Raw genomic sequence first — 18,901 nt, forward strand, 5'->3', positions numbered from 1 at the left:
TATCATCGGCGCAATCTTTTGCCTGACCGGCATGGCGATCATCTTGGTCGCCCCTATGCTTCAGAAGTAACCTGCGGTCTCAATCGGGCGGTTACAATTTTCCTATCTAAAAATATTATTTGGCTCTCCCAGAAAATTTTTAGAAAATAGGCGGTTGCTGTTCTCAAATTGGTATTTGATGTCACTGGCTTGCGGGAATTTAAGTTGGCCGATGCGTGCTAACCCTGAAAGGATCGCAAGCCGCATAAGCCCATCTCTGAAACGATTGCGGCGACCGCCAAACCAAAATTGCGGCAACGCGAAATTCAACCCTCGAGCAATCAGGATTCCCACCGAGCCGAGTGAACGATTCGATTCCGTCTCAATAAATGTGAAGTCCGAAAAGCTTTGAAGGCCCAAGGCTTCGATGGCGAAATCCATACGAACATCTCCCTCATGGAGGGCGCTTCTTTTGTAAAGACGCGCACAAAATGCGTCACGACCGAAAGCTTCGGTCCACATTTCGGCCAATGCGCAATAGTCATAATAAGGATTTCCAGGCGTTGCCTCCTGACAAAACTTGGCAAGGCTCGCAGCGCCACCTCCGCCTTCAACCCAGGTCGAATAGTTACTTTTGACCAAGCTCGCTTGTTCGCGAAAATATCCAAAAACTTGGATTTCATCAAACAGCGGCGACAGAAATGCTTGAAGATCGGCAACTTGTTCGGGGGTGGTTAAGCGAGAATGAAGATGCTCCGATGATATTAGAAATATCTCATGGGTTTTGCGAGCAGCCTCCACCTCAAGTCGAAATGCATCAAGGTCTGCGGCAAAATATGCTTTCTGTTCCTCGAGTGTTTTGAGTTTGTGTTGACGACTAAAGTCATCAAGCCGGCCTTGGAAATATGAGGCAAGCACCCGATTGTTACCCACACCGAGAGTTTCGCAGATCTTTATTCCATGGCGTGAGAATTCCTCAATATTACAAGTCAAGAAATTCTGAATGGATGTGCTTCCCGTCTTTTCAGTTCCAATGTGCAAAAGGCATTTCATGATGATGGCTCTTTATCCTGCAAGTTCGGCATGCGCTGTAGGTGGAGGCGCAGGCCATGGAAATACCCAGCGATAATCCACAGAGTCGAAGAGACTTTTGAGGAGGTCGCAGCGTCAATAAACACACAACTCAACGCCATTGCGAGAAAGCCAAGACGGTAAGGGCGAGGCGCATCGCGACTCAACAAACTGGTCCCAAAGAAAAAGAGCGCAGCCATCAGCCCGATAATACCTCCTTCACCTAGGAAGCGGACATAGTGTCCATCGACAGCAAGTCCCCAAGCACCGGGTCCCCAGCCAAAAATAAAGTGTGTTGTGCTTGCCCCAAGAGACTTGATTATTAGCGCCCATTTATACGCGCGAACTTGGAAGCTCGAATCGCCGGATCTGAAATCGACGTTTTGGCGCAACCCATCGTCCACCATCGCTCGATATTCGGTCAGCGAATTGATCTGAGGCACGTCTTCAAACCGCTGAACGAGATCTGATGCCATGCTCGAAATTGACTGGGTTTGGTTGAAACGAGAATCCGATAAGTCTAGCGAACCGATGGTTAGAAACAAGATTGCCACGGGCGCAAGCAATAAAAGCGCAAGCGTGTTCCTCCCGGGACGAGAGACCTGCCAAACAACCAAGGCTGCGACGATCGTTATGCGGGATTGTGTGGCTATAAGAACGCCAGACATTGCGATTTTTTGCCACTTTTTGGGAGCGACAATAATAATCAGAACTGCAAGAATTGCCGTTTCGTAGGGGCCGGATGTGTTCAAAGTAATTCGACTATCGACCACCGCAAAACGACCAATTTTAGGAAGAAGATGAGTGGCTTCACCAAACCACCAGAACAGCAATATCAGCGCAATTACGCCAAAAGCGCGACGAAAGCGCTCTTCAGAAATAAAGGGAGCAAATTCAGCCGCGATGAGGAACCACAGAAAGTATTGTACCAGTCGTCCAGTGAAAACTAACCCTGTCAAACCAACTTCGCTTAAATTTAACACGGCTGACAGAAACGACGCGGCAATGAATATAAAAAACGCATGCACAAAAATTGGGAATTCGTGCGCACGCCCCTTATAACGCCAAAACAGCACCGGCAATGCTGCAAATAGGACGAAATCTTCGACGCGAAAACCCGAAGCCCCAAAAGAAATGATATTAACTTTAGGGGCAATAATAAAAGCAATAGTCAGGTAGAATAGCATGGTGGATCGATTGATCAGCCATCCCCCTTGTGCTTTGGGGCTAGAGCTTCGCGCGTGGATCGTGAGCGCGCCACTCACTGAGTTGTCCAAAATCATTCACCATCCGTTTCTTCATCGGTCAAATCACTGTCGGGCGGAACTTTAAAATCCGCACGCACAGACGCACTAGTATGACCCGACCTGCAATTGTACCACTTATAACAGCAAGCGCCGCCCCTGTTGCTCCATAAAGCGGCGCCAAAATAACAGCGAGAATCATGACAACCAACAGTGTAATCAATTGCCCCCACAGAGCAGAGCCCTCGTGCCCAGACATTGAGAGAAGCATTCCTGCGGGCCCAACCGATACATTGACAAGATGGCCAATAGAAAGAATTTGCAATGGGCGTTTGGCGATGTCGATGTATTCTGGACCAAACGTCACCGCTAAGATTGGGCCAGCAAACAGTATAAGCGGGACACCAGCGAGCGCAGACACGAGAAAAGTAAGGCGTGCAAATTTCCGACTGCGCACAGCAAGCGCTTCGATCTGTCCCGCCTTAAACATCTGTGCGGCCTGAGGTGACAGGATCATATTGTTGATGAACAATGGAAAGCTAAGCAATTGTGCTCCGCTTGTAGCCACTCTGAGCGCCCCAGCGTTCACTTCATTACCGACGGCCCCCAAAATGAGAATGCCTATTTCCGCAGTAAACGTATTAGCGAAAGCAATAAGCGCAAAAGGCAAAACCGCAGACATCCACTTCTGATCCTCGCATCGAGGAACCGCGTTTGACAGCTCTGCGGGGGTAAAACGACGTAAGAGTATGAGGGCACCGGTAAGAGCGAGTACGGCTGCTATAATCTGCGTCATGAACGCTATTTGAAGCGAGAATGATGGTGCAAAAGAGAGGGCAAGAAACACAAGAAAAAGAGCAATGCCCGGACGCAGAGCGAGCTGGCCGACTTGTGATGCAAACGCATGGTGTAGACCCTGTAAAACACCAGCCTGGATGGCAAGCATCGATAGCACAGGGAATAGGACCATTGCGGCATAGATGGATCGTCGCGCAGAAATTTGGCTCCCATCCAGAACGAAGAAAACATACACCGCCCCCGCCAACCAAACCAAAGCCGTGAATAGAATAAGAAACTGATGGGCGCGTTTGCGAACACCCGCCATAAGGGAAAAGTCATTAGCCTGCCTCGCCTGCGCAGTCTCGCGCAGAACAAGCGCTACAACTCCCTGGCCCGCCGGGATGGAGAGAACTGTCGCAAGGGATAGGAAAAAGGCGTAGCGCCCATAATCTGCAGGCCCCAAGGCGCGCGCAAGAATGATAGAGAGCAAAATCGTAAGAGGCAGTGCGCCAACCTTTAAAACAGCCAGCCCCAAAGCTGCCTTAAAATTTGCTGTTTTCGAAGGAAAAAGCAATAAATCCGCTCCCATCAGTCTAGGGGAAGCGGATAGCTCCACCCGAATACTAAATATATATTTTCCCCTCCCAATTTGAAAAGCAAGGGGATTTATCTGCGCTGCAGAAAATTGGTGGAATACAAAGTCGTTTACTGACAGGGGTTTGATAATAGGGTATCTTTTGGAGGAGAGAAAACGAAAATATCGACAATCACTCGAAAGTCTGGCTCATAGATGATGATAATCGACGCACAGTTTTTGCGAGAGGGTAGCCATGGGCCCTTTGTTCCTAGGCCCCATGACCTATTGAAAAATGAAAGGGGTATCGCAAGAGTATTGCCTGACGCGATTTTTGTTTCAGCCCGGATTCTTTATCGACGTATTTCTTATGTGATCGGAAGGAAGGTTTCACCATTCCACCTTTATGACTCGGTCGGAGCCGCTTTCATTCATGTTCCTAAAAATGCTGGGACGTTTATCAATAGCGTCGTTTATCCCGATTTTTCACCCGAGACCTCGACAAAAATCAATGCACACCATTCGGCACAATATCTGTTATTGCTGGACAAAAGCGCGTTCGATGCGGTCAAAAAATTCGCTATTTTACGAAACCCGGCAGCCCGTCTTCGGTCAGCCTTCGATTACCTTAAATTCAAAACGCCTTTTGACACCGACAAAGCCTTTGCAGAAAAATCTCTCTCAAACTTTGCGACCTTTGAAGAGTTCTGCGCCAATGTGGATGATGACACATTCACAGAGTTGATGGCATGGCCACATTTTCAACCACAAATTAGCTTCATATGTGACGCGCATGGCACACTCCTCGTGAATGCCCTCACCGTGTTTGAGCGCATGGATATGGGCTTACAAAACATCGGTAACGCCTGGGGAAAAGACTGGTCGGGAATAGAGGTGAATACAGCACCGTTAAAGACAAACGAGGCCATTACCGCGATTGTTGAAAAATACTATGCCTCGGATCTCCGTCTTTGGAAAACTGTGAATGCCAGTCCCGAGGCCTGTTGTTTAGTCAGCCGTCCATCGTCAAAGTTTTTGGGAAAGATGGCTACTTAAGTTAAGCGAGGGTCTGCATCATCCCGTTGGTTTAATTATGTGGCGGATTTGCAGTGTTACAAGCGTCGCATTTCGATGCGCCTGACGGTTTCAATCGGTCGCCGCAACACCTTAGATCATATCCTGCTTGATCAGCAGATTGAACCGCCCCGGGTTTGCCCGATGTAATGTGCGCCGCCACAGGCTTCCATCGCAACAATGCAGGGCGGCAGCCCAATCAGAAAGTCCATCAATCGATGTCGCTGAATCCGTTTGCGGAACACGGCCGCTCCCGCGACGTCCAGTCCAGCAAGACTGCAAACAGTCTTGCCAAGAGCAATGCCCAAAACTTTGATGTCCATCGGAGGCTCCTCTCTCCACCTAACCACGCAATTACAACTGCGGCTTGGCGAGAAGGCAGTTCATATCATTACTTCACTGTTGAAAGTTGGCCACGCAAAAAAAAATTCGATTTGAGGTTTCAAACTCAGTTTTCACAGAAGAGTAACCTTAGATATTGTTGCCCAAAATAAGGAAGGCGTAACTGTGCGACAATTTTCGTTGGCTGTGTGTGTAAGTATCATGATGACTGCAACTCCCGCTGCAGCGCAAGACGCCAACTTGCACTTCCCTGTTTCGACCTTTGGAACGCCGGGGCTTATCGATATGCCAACAGGTAAGGTATTTTCTGACGGCACATTTGGATTATCCTCAAATTTCCGCCAAGGCACGCAAAGATACAATCTGACCTTCCAAATAAGCCCGCGCATTTTTGGCGCGTTCAGATATTCTATCATTGATGATTACGGAACCTCTCGCGATACGCTGTATGATCGTAGTTTTGATGTCGGATACCTGATCTCTGAAGAGACTGGACTTCGCCCGTCCGTAGTTGTCGCGTTGCGGGATTTCGGCGGCACGGGGGTTTATAGTTCAGAATATGTCGCGGCGACCAAGCACTTTATGGATGATCGCCTATCCGTGACCGGGGGCATGGGCTGGGGGCGTCTTGGCAGCTATGGCAGCTTTGGCAACCCTCTTGGCATGATCTCTAACGCTTTCGACACACGCGGCGCCGGCCCATCGGGCATTACGGAGGTCGGACGCCTTGAAGCGGATCAATGGTTCCGGGGCGACGCGGCCTTCTTTGGTGGGCTCGCCTACCAGGTCAACACACGCCTCTCCTTCAAGCTGGAATATTCCTCGGATGCCTATGAAACTGAGGTGGCGAATGCTGGTTTCGAGCATAAAACCCCGATCAACGCCGCGCTGACTTATGGTTTCAAAAACGGGGCGGATTTGTCGGTCTATGCGCTGCACGGCTCGGAGATCGGTTTCATGGCCAGCCTGCCGATCAATCCGCAAAAACCAACCTATGCCAGCGGTATCGAGGAGGCCCCCCCTGCTTTGCTGCCGCGCCAGACCGCTGCGGCGCTGTCATGGGATGAGGCCAGCGTTCAAAGCAAAACCAGTCCGCTTTCAGCAGCCCTGAGAGATCAGGGCATTACGCTTGAGGGCATCACGGTCAACGGTTCCACGGCAACCGTACGGGTCTCGAACGGGCGCTATCCGGCTGAGGCTCAGGCGCTGGGGCGCACCGCACGCGTGTTGGCCAACCAACTCCCCGGTGATGTCACAACATTCCGCATCGAGAATACCGCGAACGGAATGACCACGTCACGCACCACGCTGCGCCGGTCCGACCTTGAGGCACTGGAATACGACCTTGATGGCAGTTGGCGCAGTTATGCCCGTGCACAATTCGAGGATGCACCCCGCACGGAGGCCAAAGCCATTGTCGACGCCTATCCGAAATTCGACTGGCGCCTGACCCCCTATCTCGATCCGGCTCTCTTTGATCCAGACAATCCTGTCCGCGCGGATTTCGGCCTTCAGGCGGCGGGATCCTTTACTCCGGTGCGTGGACTTGTCCTCTCTGGTGCCATTCGCCAACCGCTTGCCGGAAACCTCGATGAGAGCACACGGGCCTCCAATTCTGTCTTGCCGCATGTGCGAAGCGATGTTGTGGAATATGCCAAACAATCGGACCTTCAAATCAAACACCTGACGGCCGAATATTTCTTCCGCCCCGGCACAAATCTCTTTGGTCGGGTGACAGCAGGCTATCTGGAAACCATGTACGGCGGGCTCTCCACCGAACTGCTTTGGAAACCAGTCAACGGTCCGCTCGCCCTAGGCGCGGAAGTCAACTATGCCAAGAAACGCGATTACGATCAGCTTTTCGGCTTTCAGGACTACGACATCGTGACAGGCCATGCCTCGGCCTATTACGACTTCGGTGCTGGCTATCTCGGTCAGATCGATGTCGGGCGCTATCTTGCCGGAGATTATGGCGCAACCGTCTCGCTCGACCGGGAGTTTGACAACGGCTTTCGTGTCGGGGCTTTCTTCACCCTCACGGATGTCTCTTTCGACGATTTCGGCGAAGGCTCTTTCGACAAGGGCATCCGCTTTACCTTCCCGACCGACTGGCTAACCGGCGCAGCCGTTCAGGGCGGCTATGGCACGACCATTCGCCCGGTACAGCGGGATGGCGGGGCCCGGCTCGATGTCCGTAACCGGCTTTATGAGGTTGTCCGAGGCAGCCAGACGAATGAGCTGGAAGACCGTTGGGGGAGGTTCTGGAGATGACACCGATGCTGCGCGCCTTTGCTGGCCTTCTAACCATTTCCGCAGTTCTTGCAGGCTGCTCCTCGAATCCGTCCCAAGCGGCTCTTACCAAGCAACTTCTGAACAGAGCTGCTGCGACGCAACCAGATGCAACCTTCGCAGCCTATCGAAATGCCGGGGCGCCCACCTATGTGGCAGGGCTTCAGGACAAACCCGGGGCTTACACACTCTTTGTGCGCCAGACCGTAAATGCCAAAGGCGAGGAAACCTGGATCTCTCCGGATCACCTGTCTTTAGGGATGAAAGACGGGATGCTGATCGCCACAAGGGGGCTTGGCAACGACCAGCTCGCAGCAGATGCCCGCAAGACCCGTGCGGTGCTCACCTCCGGTCACAATGCGGTCACAGAACATTTTGTGACCCTGTTGACCGAGGGCAGCACGGCGGAGACGCTAGCGTTCCGCTGTCAGGTGACACGCGAGAGGCAGGAGCCTGTGCAGTTGAGCAAGAGTTACACGGCCGACACGGATCTGTTCTCTGAAGCCTGTACGAATGGGCAAACGGAGTTTCGAAACCTCTACTGGGTGGAACGCGGGTCTCGGGAGATTGTACAATCTCGCCAGTGGATCAGCGAAGCGACGGGTGAGTTGGCGCTCAGGATCATAAAATCCTGACACTTAGCTCTTAAACGGAAAGGGTGCCCTAAAACATGGTTGCTGTCCCTTAGATTTTCGGATTGATATTTAAAATATACTGTACAAGGAACCTGTAAGCGTTGCCCTCCTCCCCCAATATCTCCGACGACGACGTGATCGACCTTGGCGCATTGTTGAGCACGCTTTGGCGCAAGAAGCTCTGGATCATCGCAAGCGTCTTTATTTTTGCCCTGCTTGGCGCGTTTTATGCCTTTGCCATTGCCACCCCTAAATACCGGGCGACCTCTGTGATCCTGCTGGATACGTCGGGCGAACAGCTTCTGGATCTCGGCGCGGTCTTGCCGAGCCTTGGCACGGATTCGGAGGCGATCAATACGGAAGTCGAGGTTCTCAAGAGCCGCCGCTTGCTTGAACGTGTGGTCAATGCGGCAAACCTGACGGAAGATCCCGAATTCAATTCTTCTCTGCTGCCCCCGGGTCTCAAAACCAAGATCAAAAACGCTTTGACCGGGACAGACATCGAGCCGCTGTCGCATGACGAACAGGTGACACGGGCAATCAACGCCGTTCTGGACCGCATGTCGGTGCGCAATGTGCCCAACACCTATGTGTTGCAGGTCACGGTCGAGACAGAGGATGCACAAAAATCCGTCCAGCTCGCGGATACGATCGCGGAGCAATACATCCTCTACCAGATGGATGTGAAATTCGAAACCACGCGCGATGCTTCCGAATGGCTGACTTCACGCGTCGCCGATCTGAAAATCGAACTGGAACGGGCTGAGGCCCGTGTGTCCGAGTTTTCCGCCAATTCCGAAGTGGTCAGCATCGAGACTGTTCAGGCGCTCGAACGCCAGTTGAAAGAACTGAGAGACCGGCTTCAAACCATGCGCGTGTCGCTCGAAAGCGACACTGCACGGCTGAGCGCTCTGACGGAGGTTCAAAACGCCTCTGCCGAAGAGAAAATCGATGTGGCTCAAGATCCGCGACTGACGACGATTTACCGTGAAACCGGTGAGGGGGCTACATTTGACACCCGGTTCAATCAGATTCTCGACCAGGCCACCATTCAGGTCCAACGCACGCAGGCGCAGGTCCAGTCGATTGAGGCCAGCATCAAGACGCGCGAGGCCGACATTGCCCGGCAAAGCGATGAGCTGATCCAGCTTCAGCAGCTGACCCGCGAAGCCGAGGCCAGTCGTTTGCTATACGAATATTTTCTGAGCCGCTTGAAGGAGACCTCGGCACAGGAAGGCATTCAACAGGCCGACAGTCGTATTCTCTCCAATGCCGTTCTGCCAAACGGCCCTTCCGAGCCACGCAAATCCCTCATTCTCGCCATGTCGATCATTCTGGGCGCCATGGTCGGCAGCGGTCTGACGCTGCTGTGGGAAATGCGGCAAAACGGCTATCGTCTGGCTTCTGATCTCGAAACGGAAACAGGGCTTCCGGTAATGGGACAAATCCCGCTTTTGCCGACCGGAAACCGGCGCAAGGGACTGGAGTATCTTGCCGAAAAACCGGCTTCCGCTGCGGCAGAGGCGATCCGCAACCTGCGCACTTCGGTGATGTTGTCCGGTCTGGACAAGACCCCGAAAGTGATCATGTTGACCTCCTCTTTGCCCAGCGAAGGTAAAACCACTGTATCTTTTGCGCTGGCGCAAAATTTTGTAGGACTGGGGAAAAAGGTGCTTCTGATCGAAGGCGATATCCGGCGTCTTGTGTTCAGTCAGTATCTCAACGTCAAAAATGCCAAGGGTCTGATGTCTGTTCTGGCCGGAGACATGTCCCTGGAAGAGGTCGTGATCCATGACCCTGTTCTGGGCGCGGATATTCTCGTGAGTGAACCGACCCAGATCAATGCCGCAGATGTTTTGTCATCGGAGCGATTCGCGGAATTTCTCGAAGCTGCCCGGAGCAGCTATGACATGATCATTATTGATACGCCGCCGGTTCTGGTGGTGCCCGATGCGCGGGTTGTTGCTCAACATGCCGATCTGGTTCTTTTCACAGTGCACTGGGATAAAACCACGAAAATTCAGGTACGCAATGCATTGCATATGTTCGAAATCGTGGGCGTGAAAGTAAGCGGGCTGATTCTTAACCAGATCGACCCGAAGGGCATGAAACAATACGGCTACGGGGAAGCGTATGGGGCTTATGCCTCTTATGGGGCTAAATATTATACGAACTGACCGAAAATCCCCGGTCACCGTCCCGCTCCGGGTACGGATGTGATGCAGAGAAACCTCTGGTTTTTCGGAAGACGGAAAACCAATTGGTTGCGGGAGGGCTTTTCGCTATGACGGGGCCGACACACTGGATTTAAATAAGGACTGACCTGTTGCGTATCGCTGTTGCTTTCATCACAACCCTCGCGCTTTCGGCCTGTGGTGCCGTTTACCACAGCCAGCGTGTCGTTTCCGGAACCACGGACGAGGCCAAGGTCCGGGTCGTTCAGGTGACGCCGCAGTCGGTGATGGTGGCCAACAGGTCCGCTTACACGCCGCATGACCTTCCGGCCGTTTTCAAAACCACGGCCGGAACGGGCAGTGGGCTACGTGGCACGGGAGCGGTGCCAGAACCGGCCTATACGGCACAAACCCGGCCCGGTACGCTCGAAACGCGCCTGCCTCCAGAGGTAACGCCGCAACCCTACAAGATCGGCATTGGCGATGTCGTCCTTCTCGCCACACCTGCGGGCACCTCCGTCGAAGAACTCTCCGGCCTGCTGGCGGCCCAGAACAGCCGTCAGGGCTATACGGTGCAGGATGACGGCAGCATCGCGATCCCCGATGTGGGGCGTGTGGCCATTGCCGGGCTGACGTTGGAAGAGGCCGAGGCCAAATTGTTCCAAAGTCTGGTCGCGGCACAGATCGAGCCGACGTTCAGTCTGGAAATCTCCCAGTTCAACTCCAAGAAAGTGTCCATTGGCGGCGCAGTCTCCACCCCCGGTGTGCTTCCCATCACCCTGACGCCGCTATATCTCGACGAAGCTCTCGCACAGGCTGGCGGAACAACAGCGGCGAACATGGATTACACCTCCGTACGGATTTACCGGGATGGAACGATCTATCAGGTGCCGCTCGAGGCGCTCTATACGAACAGCCGCATCCAGAAAATTCCGCTCCAGCCCGGCGACAGCGTGTTTGTGGACGACACCTATCAGCTGGATCAGGCCTCGGCTTATTTCGAACAGCAAATCCAGTTGGCCCAGTATCGTCAGGGTGCGCGCTCGGCGGCCCTGTCACAATTGCAGGCCGAAGTTGCGCTCCGTCGTGGTCAGCTCGAGGAAGCCCGGAGCAACTATCAGGCCCAGGTGGATTTCGATGCCGCCGAACGGGACTATGTCTACCTCACTGGCGAAGTGAAACAGCAGGGCCGCTTCACCCTTCCCCTCGGGCGACAGGCCAGTCTGGCAGATGCGCTTTACGAGGGCGGCAAAGGGCTCGCCATTCAAACTGCGGATGCCCGGCACATTTACGTGCTACGAGGATCGGATGATCCGATGGAATTCGATGCTCTCACCGCATGGCAGTTGAACACAAAGAACGCAGCGGCTTTGGCTTTGGCCACACGGTTCGAGTTGCGTCCGAATGACATCATCTTTGTCGCCGAGCAGCCGGTCACCAAATGGAACCGCACGATCAGCCAGATCACGCCGTCGCTCATCACCTCGGGGATTGCTGCCGTCAATTAAGATACTGTCCCGCAAACAGCCGGTGCTGCACAAAAAGAACGCAGCATCGGAGAAATAACGCGGAAATAAGAAATTTATAAATTTCCGAGTGTATTTGCATGATGAATCGCGTAGTTTGGGAAGCAAAGTTAACCGGATACCCTTCCGATTTAGGGACATCCCATTGATATAGCGAGTATACCATGACCAAATATGCACTTCTGATGACGTCTGCCCTTGTCATCTCTTCCTCTGCTGCACTGGCACAAGACGCTACCGCCACCGCACGTGTCGAAGCCACTGATGAGGTCCAGTTACCACCCGTAAGCGACGTAGAAAACTTCCTGCCGTTTATTGCACCGGCCATTGGTGCGGTCGCCATTGTGGCTGCCGGGTTTGGCAGTTCGGACTCGACCACCAGCACGACCAGCACCACATCGACGAACTGAAGGTCAGACACAGTCTGTAAAGACTCTCAAAAGGCACCCGGAAAGGGTGCCTTTTGCTTGGCGCTCCATCTCAATACTTCTTTAGGCTTTCCCTGCTCTACTCCCATGTGAACCGATGGGGATCGGTGTAACGGGGGGAGAACACCCCAGTTCATCACTTGGGGTGACTTCATGTTTTTCAATCAAATCGACCGTGCGCTCTATGCGCGCACCCAAAATCTGTGCTCTATAGCGCTGCTGTTTCTGATCCTGACTCTTTGTTTTGCCTTCTGGGCGACAACAGCCGAAGCCGCGCGGCCAAAATCACAGCAGCCCGGAGCCACGATTATCATCAACGGAGACCCCGGCGGTAGTGTCAGGACTCGTTATAATGAGATCAAAGACATCAACAGGCTGGGTCAGCGAGTCGAGATTCGTCGTGGCGCCTGCATGTCAAGTTGCACGATGTTTCTGGGGGCCGACAATGTCTGTGTCTCACCACAAACCACCTTCGGCTTCCATGGCCCCTATAGGTTCGGGGAAAAACTCAGCCAGTCGGAATTCGACCAATGGTCCCAAGTCATCGCCTCTCACTACCCCACCCCCGTGCGGCAGTGGTACATGACAAAAGCCCGCTACAAAATATATAGCGCAACGCACCTGTCAGGCGCAGAACTCATCCGGCTGGGCATTCCAATATGCCCATAAACGTGCTTCGTCCGACTTTTGCTCCACCGATGACAGTTAGGCCGTGATCCCCTTCACCTCGTGCCAATCGTGCATCTGAGGAAACATTAAAACAGAAATATCAGGAGGGTCACTTTTGGGCGCCTGTTTTCCCAATATAGGGGTCAATCTAGCCAGTCGGTTCACACCGTGTCTGTATCTTGCAAACCCGAAAGAGGCCGCAAGATGGGCTGGGGTCGACGCGCGCACCACACGATTGCTTATTGAAATCACGCCCCGGCGGGCACGAACGCGGCGCCTCTTCTTCACTGTGTAACCGGGGTGGCATTCAGGGTGTTAGAGGCCAGACGTTCGGCACAACATCAGGCCCGAGATATATCTGTGCTGCCAGTGTCGTTGCATCTTCACCCCCACGGTGCATCGCATGATCCTTCAGGGTCGGCATCCGGGCACCACCAGACCACACTCTTGAAAAGCGTGCGGATAACATCGGCCTGCCCCCTGACACCCATGCGCGCAAAAAGGCGTTTGGAATTGCTGCGCGTGGTCTCTCGTGTCCAGCCCAATCTGTCCGCCGCCTCGGCCAGGCTCAGACCCTCGCAAAGGGCTACGGCCAAACGGGCCTCGCTCCGGCTCAAACCGAACGCGGACATCACCCATGGCAGAGGCAGACTGCCCACGGACACATCATAACGGACACGCCCCACCAGTTCCGAAGACCCCGCGCAATCCTCCACCGAAAGGACCATCTGAACGGGCGAAGCGGTCGAAAGCCACAAAATATGCGCGCCGGTGGGATCGCGCGCCAAGGCGCTTAATGCCTCCCGCAGGGCCTTCGCCTGCGGCGCAGCGAGCAAGAGCCAGCCTTCCGCACTCAGCCGTATCCCTGCCAAATCCTCGAGCGCCTCGGGCAGCCCCGAAGACATGGCCGCAATCTGGCCCGAGGAGGCAAACAGAATCCACCCTGCCCCCAGACCGGCACAGATTCGATGGTCCAGAACGGCGCGGGTCCGCGCCCGATCGAGCCTTTGCCACCCCTGAACCGCCGGCGCGAGATAGGGCAGAAGGTTTGACAAATGCTGCCCGTCAATGGCCCGAAAATCCTCATCGCAGCGACGCAGAAGGATCACCCCCCAAGCGTCACTGTCAATTCGCCAGCGAATGGCCCGCAGCGGACAAGAGGTGGCCTCCGCCCCGAGGCTCACCGGCAGATCGAATTGCGAATAGACCCGACTCGTGCGCATCTGGCCGCTTTCGGAAAGATTCATCCCGGCCCAATCGCCCCCCACCTGCCAGTGCCGGACAGCTTGACCGTTCTCGATCAGATGCATCTGCACCGTATCGGCATGGGTGATGTCGCCGAGAACCGTCAGGAACTCGTCCCACGCGCTCCCTTTTTCCGCAAAGATGGGCTCAGCTGGCTGCCCCATGGCCGCCAGCATCAAAGCCGTCAGGAGCTGGGTTTCACTCGACATGGACTCTCAACACAGAAATTGCCCCCATATGGGGGGTTATCCTCCTGTCAGACAAGATTAAATGGACGGAACATTCAATTCAGAAGATCAGAGAGGGCCTTATGGCCAGCAAATCCCTCACCCATCTCCAGAAACTTGAAGCCGAAAGCATCCACATCATGCGCGAGGTGGTCGCCGAAGCCGAAAACCCCGTCATGCTCTACAGCGTTGGCAAGGACAGCGCCGTGATGCTGCACCTGGCGAAAAAGGCCTTTTACCCGTCGCCCCCGCCCTTCCCGTTGCTGCATGTGGACACGACCTGGAAATTCCAAGACATGTACAAGCTACGCGACAAGGCGGCCAAAGACGCCGGTATGGAGCTGCTGATCTATCAAAACCCCGAGGCCAAGGAGCGTGGTATCAACCCGTTCGATCATGGCGCGTTGCACACGGACATGTGGAAGACAGAGGGTTTGAAACAGGCACTCGACAAATACGGGTTCGACGCCGCCTTCGGGGGCGCACGCCGCGACGAGGAAAAAGCGCGCGCCAAGGAGCGTGTGTTCTCTTTCCGCTCCGCCAATCACCGCTGGGACCCGAAGAACCAGCGCCCGGAGCTTTGGCATCTCTACAATGCCCGCAAGGCCAAGGGCGAAAGCGTCCGGGTTTTCCCGATCTCGAACTGGACCGAGCTGGACATCTGGCAATACATTCACCTTGAGGGTATCGAAATCGTGCCGCTCTATTTTTCGGCTCCGCGCCCGACGGTGATCCGCGACGGGCTGATCCTCATGGTCGATGATGATCGTTTCCCGCTCAATGGCGAAGAGCCGGTGATGCGCTCCGTGCGTTTCCGCACGCTCGGCTGCTACCCGCTGACGGGGGCCGTGGAGAGCGAAGCGAAAACCCTGCCCGAGGTGATCCAGGAGATGCTTCTGACCACCACCTCCGAGCGTCAGGGGCGCGCGATCGACCACGATCAGGCCGCCTCGATGGAGAAGAAAAAACAGGAAGGCTATTTCTGAGCGCGCGCAAAGCCCGCGCCAGTTCCCGTCTTTCCCTCAGTTCAGGTACACATTCCCATGACGACCCCGGATCCCATCTACAAAACCGACGCGCTGATCGCCGAGGACATCGACAAATATCTCGAAACCCATCAGCACAAGACCATGCTGCGCTTCATCACCTGTGGCTCCGTCGATGATGGCAAGTCTACGCTGATCGGTCGCCTGCTCTACGATTCCAAAATGATCTTCGAGGATCAGCTGGCCGCGCTTGAAGCTGACAGCAAACGTTCCGGCACCCAAGGCGAAGAGATCGACTTTGCCCTTTTGGTCGATGGTCTGGCCGCCGAGCGCGAGCAAGGCATCACCATCGATGTCGCCTACCGTTTCTTTGCTACCGAGAAACGCAAGTTCATCGTTGCCGACACGCCCGGCCACGAACAATACACCCGGAACATGGTGACGGGCGCTTCGACCGCCGATCTGGCCGTAATCCTGATAGACGCGCGCAAAGGTATCCTGACCCAGACCCGGCGTCACAGCTATATCGTCAAGCTTCTGGGCATTCGCCATGTCGTTCTCGCGGTCAACAAGATGGACCTCGTGGACTACAATCAGGCCGAATTCGACAAGATTGTCGCCGATTACAAAAACTTTGCCAACAGCATCGGCATCGACGCGTTCACCGCGATCCCGATCTCGGGCTTCAAGGGCGACAACATCACGGGGCCAAGCGACAACACCCCGTGGTACACCGGCACCGCGCTCTTGCCCCTGCTGGAAACCGTCGAGCTTGAGGACAGTGTCGAACAAGAGGCCCCGTTCCGGATGCCGGTGCAGTGGGTCAATCGTCCAAACCTCGATTTCCGCGGTTTCTCCGGTCTGATCGCCTCCGGCACAGTGAGGCCCGGCGCCGAGGTCCGGGTGCTGCCCTCGGGCAAAACCTCGACCATCGCACGCATCGTCACATTCGATGGGGACCGCGATCTGGCCGTGGCCGGAGAATCCGTCACGCTGACGCTCGCCGATGAGATCGACTGCTCCCGCGGGCAGGTGATCGTGGCCGCCCAATCGCCGCTGGAAGTGGCCGACCAGTTCGAAACCACACTGGTGTGGATGGACGAGCACAATCTTTTGCCGGGTCGTGCCTATTGGATGAAAATCGGCACCCAAACCGTGTCCGCGACGGTGCATGAGCCGAAATACGAAGTGAACGTGAACACGCAGGAACATCTCGCATCCAAAACACTGGATCTCAACGCGATCGGCGTGGCCAACATTACCACCGACCGTGAAATCCCCTTTGCGTCTTATGACAATTCCCGCGATCTCGGCGGCTTTATCCTGATCGACAAGATCACCAACCAGACGGTGGCCGCCGGGATGATTCATTTTGCCCTGCGTCGCGCCCAGAACATCCACTGGCAAGCCACCGACATCGGTCGTGATCACCACGCCTCGATGAAGCATCAGAAACCCGCCGTTCTGTGGCTCACAGGGCTTTCCGGCTCCGGTAAATCGACAATTGCCAATATCGTCGAGAAGAAACTCGCCCGGATGAACCGCCACACCTTCCTTTTGGATGGGGACAACGTCCGGCACGGGCTGAACAAGGATCTGGGCTTTACCGAAGCTGACCGGATCGAGAACATTCGCCGCGTTGGCGAGGTCGCCAAACTGATGACGGACGCCGGCTTGATCGTGATCACCGCCTTCATCTCTCCCTTCCGTGCGGAACGCAACATGGTGCGCTCGATGATGCGACCGGATGAGTTCATGGAGATCTTCGTCGACACACCGCTGGAGGTTGCTGAAAGCCGCGATGTAAAAGGGCTTTATGCCAAAGCCCGCGCAGGCGAGCTGAAGAACTTTACCGGGATCGACAGCCCCTATGAACATCCCGAGGCCCCGGAACTTCGGATCGACACCACGGAGATGTCACCCGAAGAGGCCGCCGATGCCATCATTGCGCATCTGATTCCCTGATCTCGAAAACTCTTTGCCCGCAGCAGAACGCTGCGGGCGATCTCTCAGGCTCCCGGATATACCGCGCCAAGACCAGCCCCGACCGTTCAGACGCCGGTTAAGGCCAGATCGAGCGCTCCGGCGATTTCCGTGTCCTGCTCCGCAAGATTGGTCACAGGCGCTTGCAGGATCGAAACCGGCACCGCGGACAGAAACTGCGTGACCATCACATATCGCCCGGACTGGATGTGAAAGACCGGATTCAGCCGCTTGGCCGGGGCGGGGGCCGTGGCGATATGCATCAACGGCACCACAAGGCGCGTGTTCAGACTCTCCAGAAGATCGGCCTGCACATCAAGCAGATAGCCCGCGCCATCGGGGCTGGCATAGACATCGTAACGTGCCATCAGAAGGGCCGGTATTTTTCCAGCGGCAAACCATGTCCCGCAACCCAGCGGTTTGAGGTCTCAAGCGCGTCGGCATTCTCACGCAGCCATGCCGCAGCCTTCGCCTCCCTGACGGCGCTGCGCAATCCCGCCTCGGCGGCCTGCGACAGGTTCACACCAAAGGACCGTGCCTCGGCCAAAAGCCCCTGGTCCAGCGTCAGATTGGTCGGTTTCTTGGGAACGGATCGTGCTTGCATCGGATCACCTCTTTCCATGCGCATTATATATGCACATTGCCTTGCGAAGCAATCCCACCGCTGATCCTCCGTACCGTCCCTCTCCCGGTCACCCGGAGTTACGACAACAACCCCAGCTTTCCAGCCCGCTCCAACAGCATCGCCACAGAAGACGGGTGCCATTTTACCCGGCCCCGTGGAGTCCGTTCGCGCATGGCCTCCAACCGTTCACAGATGGCCTGTAGCGTGATCTCCGGGTTCGCACCCTTGATCGCCGCCACGATGGCGGGCAGACGGTCGTCCAGATCGGTGCGTCGCGCGCGCAACAAGACCTCCCCGGACAGAAACCCATCGCGCACATAGGCTTTGACGGCCCGCATAAGACGCGGCTGCGTCCATCGCCTGACCTCGGGCAAAGGCGCGTTGATGACGCGCAGAACATCCTCCCACGGCATATGCGGGCGCAAACGGCGCACATGGGGCACCCAGTCCTGCGCCGTCTCGTTCAGACGTTGCATATAGCTGTCGTGGCGCGCCAACCGCAGACCGTGCAACACTTTCGCATCCCCCGCCCGCAGCCCCGGATTGCCGCCCACACGCCCCCTGGCGCGGGCAGAGGCAAGCCCTGCCTTCGTGCGCTCCCGGATCAGCGCACGCTCAAACTCGGCCGCGGCCCCCAAAACCTGAAGCGTAAACTTGCCCTGCGGTGAGGCCGTGTCGATCGGATCCGTGAGCGACCGGAAAAACGCGCCTTTGGCATCGAGCAGTTCGATCACCTCCAGAAGGTGCGACAGGGATCGCGCCAGCCGGTCGATCCGCACGACAATCAGGGTGTCGCCCGGCGCAATCCGCTCCAGAAGTCTGGCCAGAACCGGGCGTTCCCGGTCTCCGCCGGACGCCTGTTCCTCATGAACCCTGAGACATCCCGCGCGAGTCAGAGCCTCCGTCTGGGGGCGGGGGCTTTGCTCCTCTGTTGAAACGCGCGCATAACCAATGAGGCCTAGCTGGCCCGAAGCTGCATATTTGGGCCTTTGAGAGAACAAAGCCCGTACATTTCATTGGTCTGACCGCTGCAGATACAAAGCGACGTTT

17 protein-coding genes are annotated in these 18,901 nt (G+C 55.4%); 9 read left to right on the forward strand and 8 right to left on the reverse strand.

Annotated elements, in window-relative coordinates; translation table 11 throughout:
* Positions 1-102 precede the first annotated feature (102 nt).
* The 3 genes from C8N42_RS19645 to C8N42_RS19655 are packed head-to-tail and all read right to left on the reverse strand — an operon-like array spanning position 103 to position 3,648.
* Entirely contained in the window at positions 103-1,032 is a 930-nt protein-coding gene (locus C8N42_RS19645; RefSeq protein ID WP_107818128.1) for a hypothetical protein, read from the reverse strand.
* Complete coding sequence (locus C8N42_RS19650; RefSeq protein WP_107818129.1) at positions 1,029-2,333, reverse strand: hypothetical protein; 1,305 nt, start codon at positions 2,331-2,333, stop codon at positions 1,029-1,031. Before C8N42_RS19650 ends, C8N42_RS19645 begins: the two co-directional genes overlap by 4 nt.
* 22 nt (positions 2,334-2,355) lie before the next feature.
* Positions 2,356-3,648, reverse strand: coding sequence for an MATE family efflux transporter (locus tag C8N42_RS19655; protein ID WP_170109384.1), 1,293 nt, complete (start codon positions 3,646-3,648; stop codon positions 2,356-2,358).
* 216 nt (positions 3,649-3,864) lie between these two features.
* On the opposite strand from C8N42_RS19655, the gene C8N42_RS19660 reads away from it, so the two are divergent.
* Positions 3,865-4,704, forward strand: a complete 840-nt coding sequence (locus C8N42_RS19660; RefSeq protein WP_107818131.1) for a sulfotransferase family protein — start codon at positions 3,865-3,867, stop codon at positions 4,702-4,704.
* Between the two features lie 131 nt (positions 4,705-4,835).
* Here the strand turns inward: C8N42_RS19660 and C8N42_RS19665 are convergent, their stop codons facing one another.
* On the reverse strand, positions 4,836-5,045 hold the full coding sequence (locus C8N42_RS19665) for a hypothetical protein (protein WP_107818132.1): 210 nt from the start codon (positions 5,043-5,045) through the stop codon (positions 4,836-4,838).
* Between the two features lie 223 nt (positions 5,046-5,268).
* Between C8N42_RS19665 and C8N42_RS19670 the strand changes: the two genes are divergently transcribed.
* The 6 genes from C8N42_RS19670 (at position 5,269) to C8N42_RS19695 (ending at position 12,785) form a co-directional block, all read left to right on the forward strand.
* A complete protein-coding gene (locus C8N42_RS19670; protein WP_107818143.1) occupies positions 5,269-7,335 on the forward strand; it encodes a YjbH domain-containing protein in 2,067 nt (688 codons plus the stop codon).
* Positions 7,332-7,988, forward strand: a complete 657-nt coding sequence (locus tag C8N42_RS19675) for a YjbF family lipoprotein (protein WP_107818133.1) — start codon at positions 7,332-7,334, stop codon at positions 7,986-7,988. Before C8N42_RS19670 ends, C8N42_RS19675 begins: the two co-directional genes overlap by 4 nt.
* Before the next feature lie 101 nt (positions 7,989-8,089).
* Complete coding sequence (locus tag C8N42_RS19680; protein ID WP_107818134.1) at positions 8,090-10,165, forward strand: GumC family protein; 2,076 nt, start codon at positions 8,090-8,092, stop codon at positions 10,163-10,165.
* 149 nt (positions 10,166-10,314) lie between these two features.
* A complete protein-coding gene (locus C8N42_RS19685; protein ID WP_425430539.1) occupies positions 10,315-11,670 on the forward strand; it encodes a polysaccharide biosynthesis/export family protein in 1,356 nt (451 codons plus the stop codon).
* Between the two features lie 182 nt (positions 11,671-11,852).
* Positions 11,853-12,098 carry a hypothetical protein gene (locus C8N42_RS19690; RefSeq protein ID WP_107818135.1) on the forward strand — a complete coding sequence of 82 codons (246 nt, stop codon included), beginning with the start codon at positions 11,853-11,855 and terminating at the stop codon, positions 12,096-12,098.
* Positions 12,099-12,269: 171 nt separating this feature from the next.
* Positions 12,270-12,785 carry a hypothetical protein gene (locus C8N42_RS19695; RefSeq protein WP_107818136.1) on the forward strand — a complete coding sequence of 172 codons (516 nt, stop codon included), beginning with the start codon at positions 12,270-12,272 and terminating at the stop codon, positions 12,783-12,785.
* Between the two features lie 383 nt (positions 12,786-13,168).
* On the opposite strand, the gene C8N42_RS19700 is transcribed toward C8N42_RS19695, so the two are convergent.
* Positions 13,169-14,239, reverse strand: a complete 1,071-nt coding sequence (locus C8N42_RS19700) for a helix-turn-helix transcriptional regulator (protein WP_107818137.1) — start codon at positions 14,237-14,239, stop codon at positions 13,169-13,171.
* A 101-nt stretch (positions 14,240-14,340) separates the two neighbouring features.
* Between C8N42_RS19700 and cysD the strand changes: the two genes are divergently transcribed.
* Together cysD and cysN are read left to right on the forward strand one after the other, a co-directional pair.
* Positions 14,341-15,243 carry a sulfate adenylyltransferase subunit CysD gene (cysD, locus tag C8N42_RS19705; protein WP_107818138.1) on the forward strand — a complete coding sequence of 301 codons (903 nt, stop codon included), beginning with the start codon at positions 14,341-14,343 and terminating at the stop codon, positions 15,241-15,243.
* A 57-nt stretch (positions 15,244-15,300) separates the two neighbouring features.
* Complete coding sequence (gene cysN / locus C8N42_RS19710; RefSeq protein ID WP_107818139.1) at positions 15,301-17,208, forward strand: sulfate adenylyltransferase subunit CysN; 1,908 nt, start codon at positions 15,301-15,303, stop codon at positions 17,206-17,208.
* 86 nt (positions 17,209-17,294) lie between these two features.
* On the opposite strand, the gene C8N42_RS19715 is transcribed toward cysN, so the two are convergent.
* The 3 genes from C8N42_RS19715 to C8N42_RS19725 form a co-directional block, all read right to left on the reverse strand.
* Positions 17,295-17,594: a CcdB family protein gene (locus C8N42_RS19715; RefSeq protein WP_107818140.1), complete on the reverse strand. Its 300-nt coding sequence runs from the start codon at positions 17,592-17,594 to the stop codon at positions 17,295-17,297.
* A complete protein-coding gene (locus C8N42_RS19720; RefSeq protein ID WP_107818141.1) occupies positions 17,594-17,830 on the reverse strand; it encodes a type II toxin-antitoxin system CcdA family antitoxin in 237 nt (78 codons plus the stop codon). The genes C8N42_RS19715 and C8N42_RS19720 overlap by 1 nt, the downstream gene beginning before the upstream one ends.
* A gap of 98 nt (positions 17,831-17,928) precedes the next feature.
* Entirely contained in the window at positions 17,929-18,852 is a 924-nt protein-coding gene (locus C8N42_RS19725) for a recombinase family protein (RefSeq protein ID WP_107818142.1), read from the reverse strand.
* Between the last annotated feature and the right edge of the window lie 49 nt (positions 18,853-18,901).

Source organism: Celeribacter persicus (assembly GCF_003050785.1).
GTDB lineage: Bacteria > Pseudomonadota > Alphaproteobacteria > Rhodobacterales > Rhodobacteraceae > Celeribacter > Celeribacter persicus.

Bases quoted from the DNA above. Each gene is read 5' to 3' on its own strand.
- C8N42_RS19645 (WP_107818128.1), bottom strand. From the start codon at position 1,032: ATGAAATGCCTTTTGCACATTGGAACTGAAAAGACGGGAAGCACATCC.
- C8N42_RS19650 (WP_107818129.1), bottom strand. From the start codon at position 2,333: ATGATTTTGGACAACTCAGTGAGTGGCGCGCTCACGATCCACGCGCGA.
- C8N42_RS19660 (WP_107818131.1), top strand. From the start codon at position 3,865: ATGATGATAATCGACGCACAGTTTTTGCGAGAGGGTAGCCATGGGCCC.
- C8N42_RS19665 (WP_107818132.1), bottom strand. From the start codon at position 5,045: ATGGACATCAAAGTTTTGGGCATTGCTCTTGGCAAGACTGTTTGCAGT.
- C8N42_RS19670 (WP_107818143.1), top strand. From the start codon at position 5,269: ATGACTGCAACTCCCGCTGCAGCGCAAGACGCCAACTTGCACTTCCCT.
- C8N42_RS19675 (WP_107818133.1), top strand. From the start codon at position 7,332: ATGACACCGATGCTGCGCGCCTTTGCTGGCCTTCTAACCATTTCCGCA.
- C8N42_RS19690 (WP_107818135.1), top strand. From the start codon at position 11,853: ATGACCAAATATGCACTTCTGATGACGTCTGCCCTTGTCATCTCTTCC.
- C8N42_RS19695 (WP_107818136.1), top strand. From the start codon at position 12,270: ATGTTTTTCAATCAAATCGACCGTGCGCTCTATGCGCGCACCCAAAAT.
- C8N42_RS19700 (WP_107818137.1), bottom strand. From the start codon at position 14,239: ATGTCGAGTGAAACCCAGCTCCTGACGGCTTTGATGCTGGCGGCCATG.
- cysD (WP_107818138.1), top strand. From the start codon at position 14,341: ATGGCCAGCAAATCCCTCACCCATCTCCAGAAACTTGAAGCCGAAAGC.
- cysN (WP_107818139.1), top strand. From the start codon at position 15,301: ATGACGACCCCGGATCCCATCTACAAAACCGACGCGCTGATCGCCGAG.
- C8N42_RS19715 (WP_107818140.1), bottom strand. From the start codon at position 17,594: ATGGCACGTTACGATGTCTATGCCAGCCCCGATGGCGCGGGCTATCTG.
- C8N42_RS19720 (WP_107818141.1), bottom strand. From the start codon at position 17,830: ATGCAAGCACGATCCGTTCCCAAGAAACCGACCAATCTGACGCTGGAC.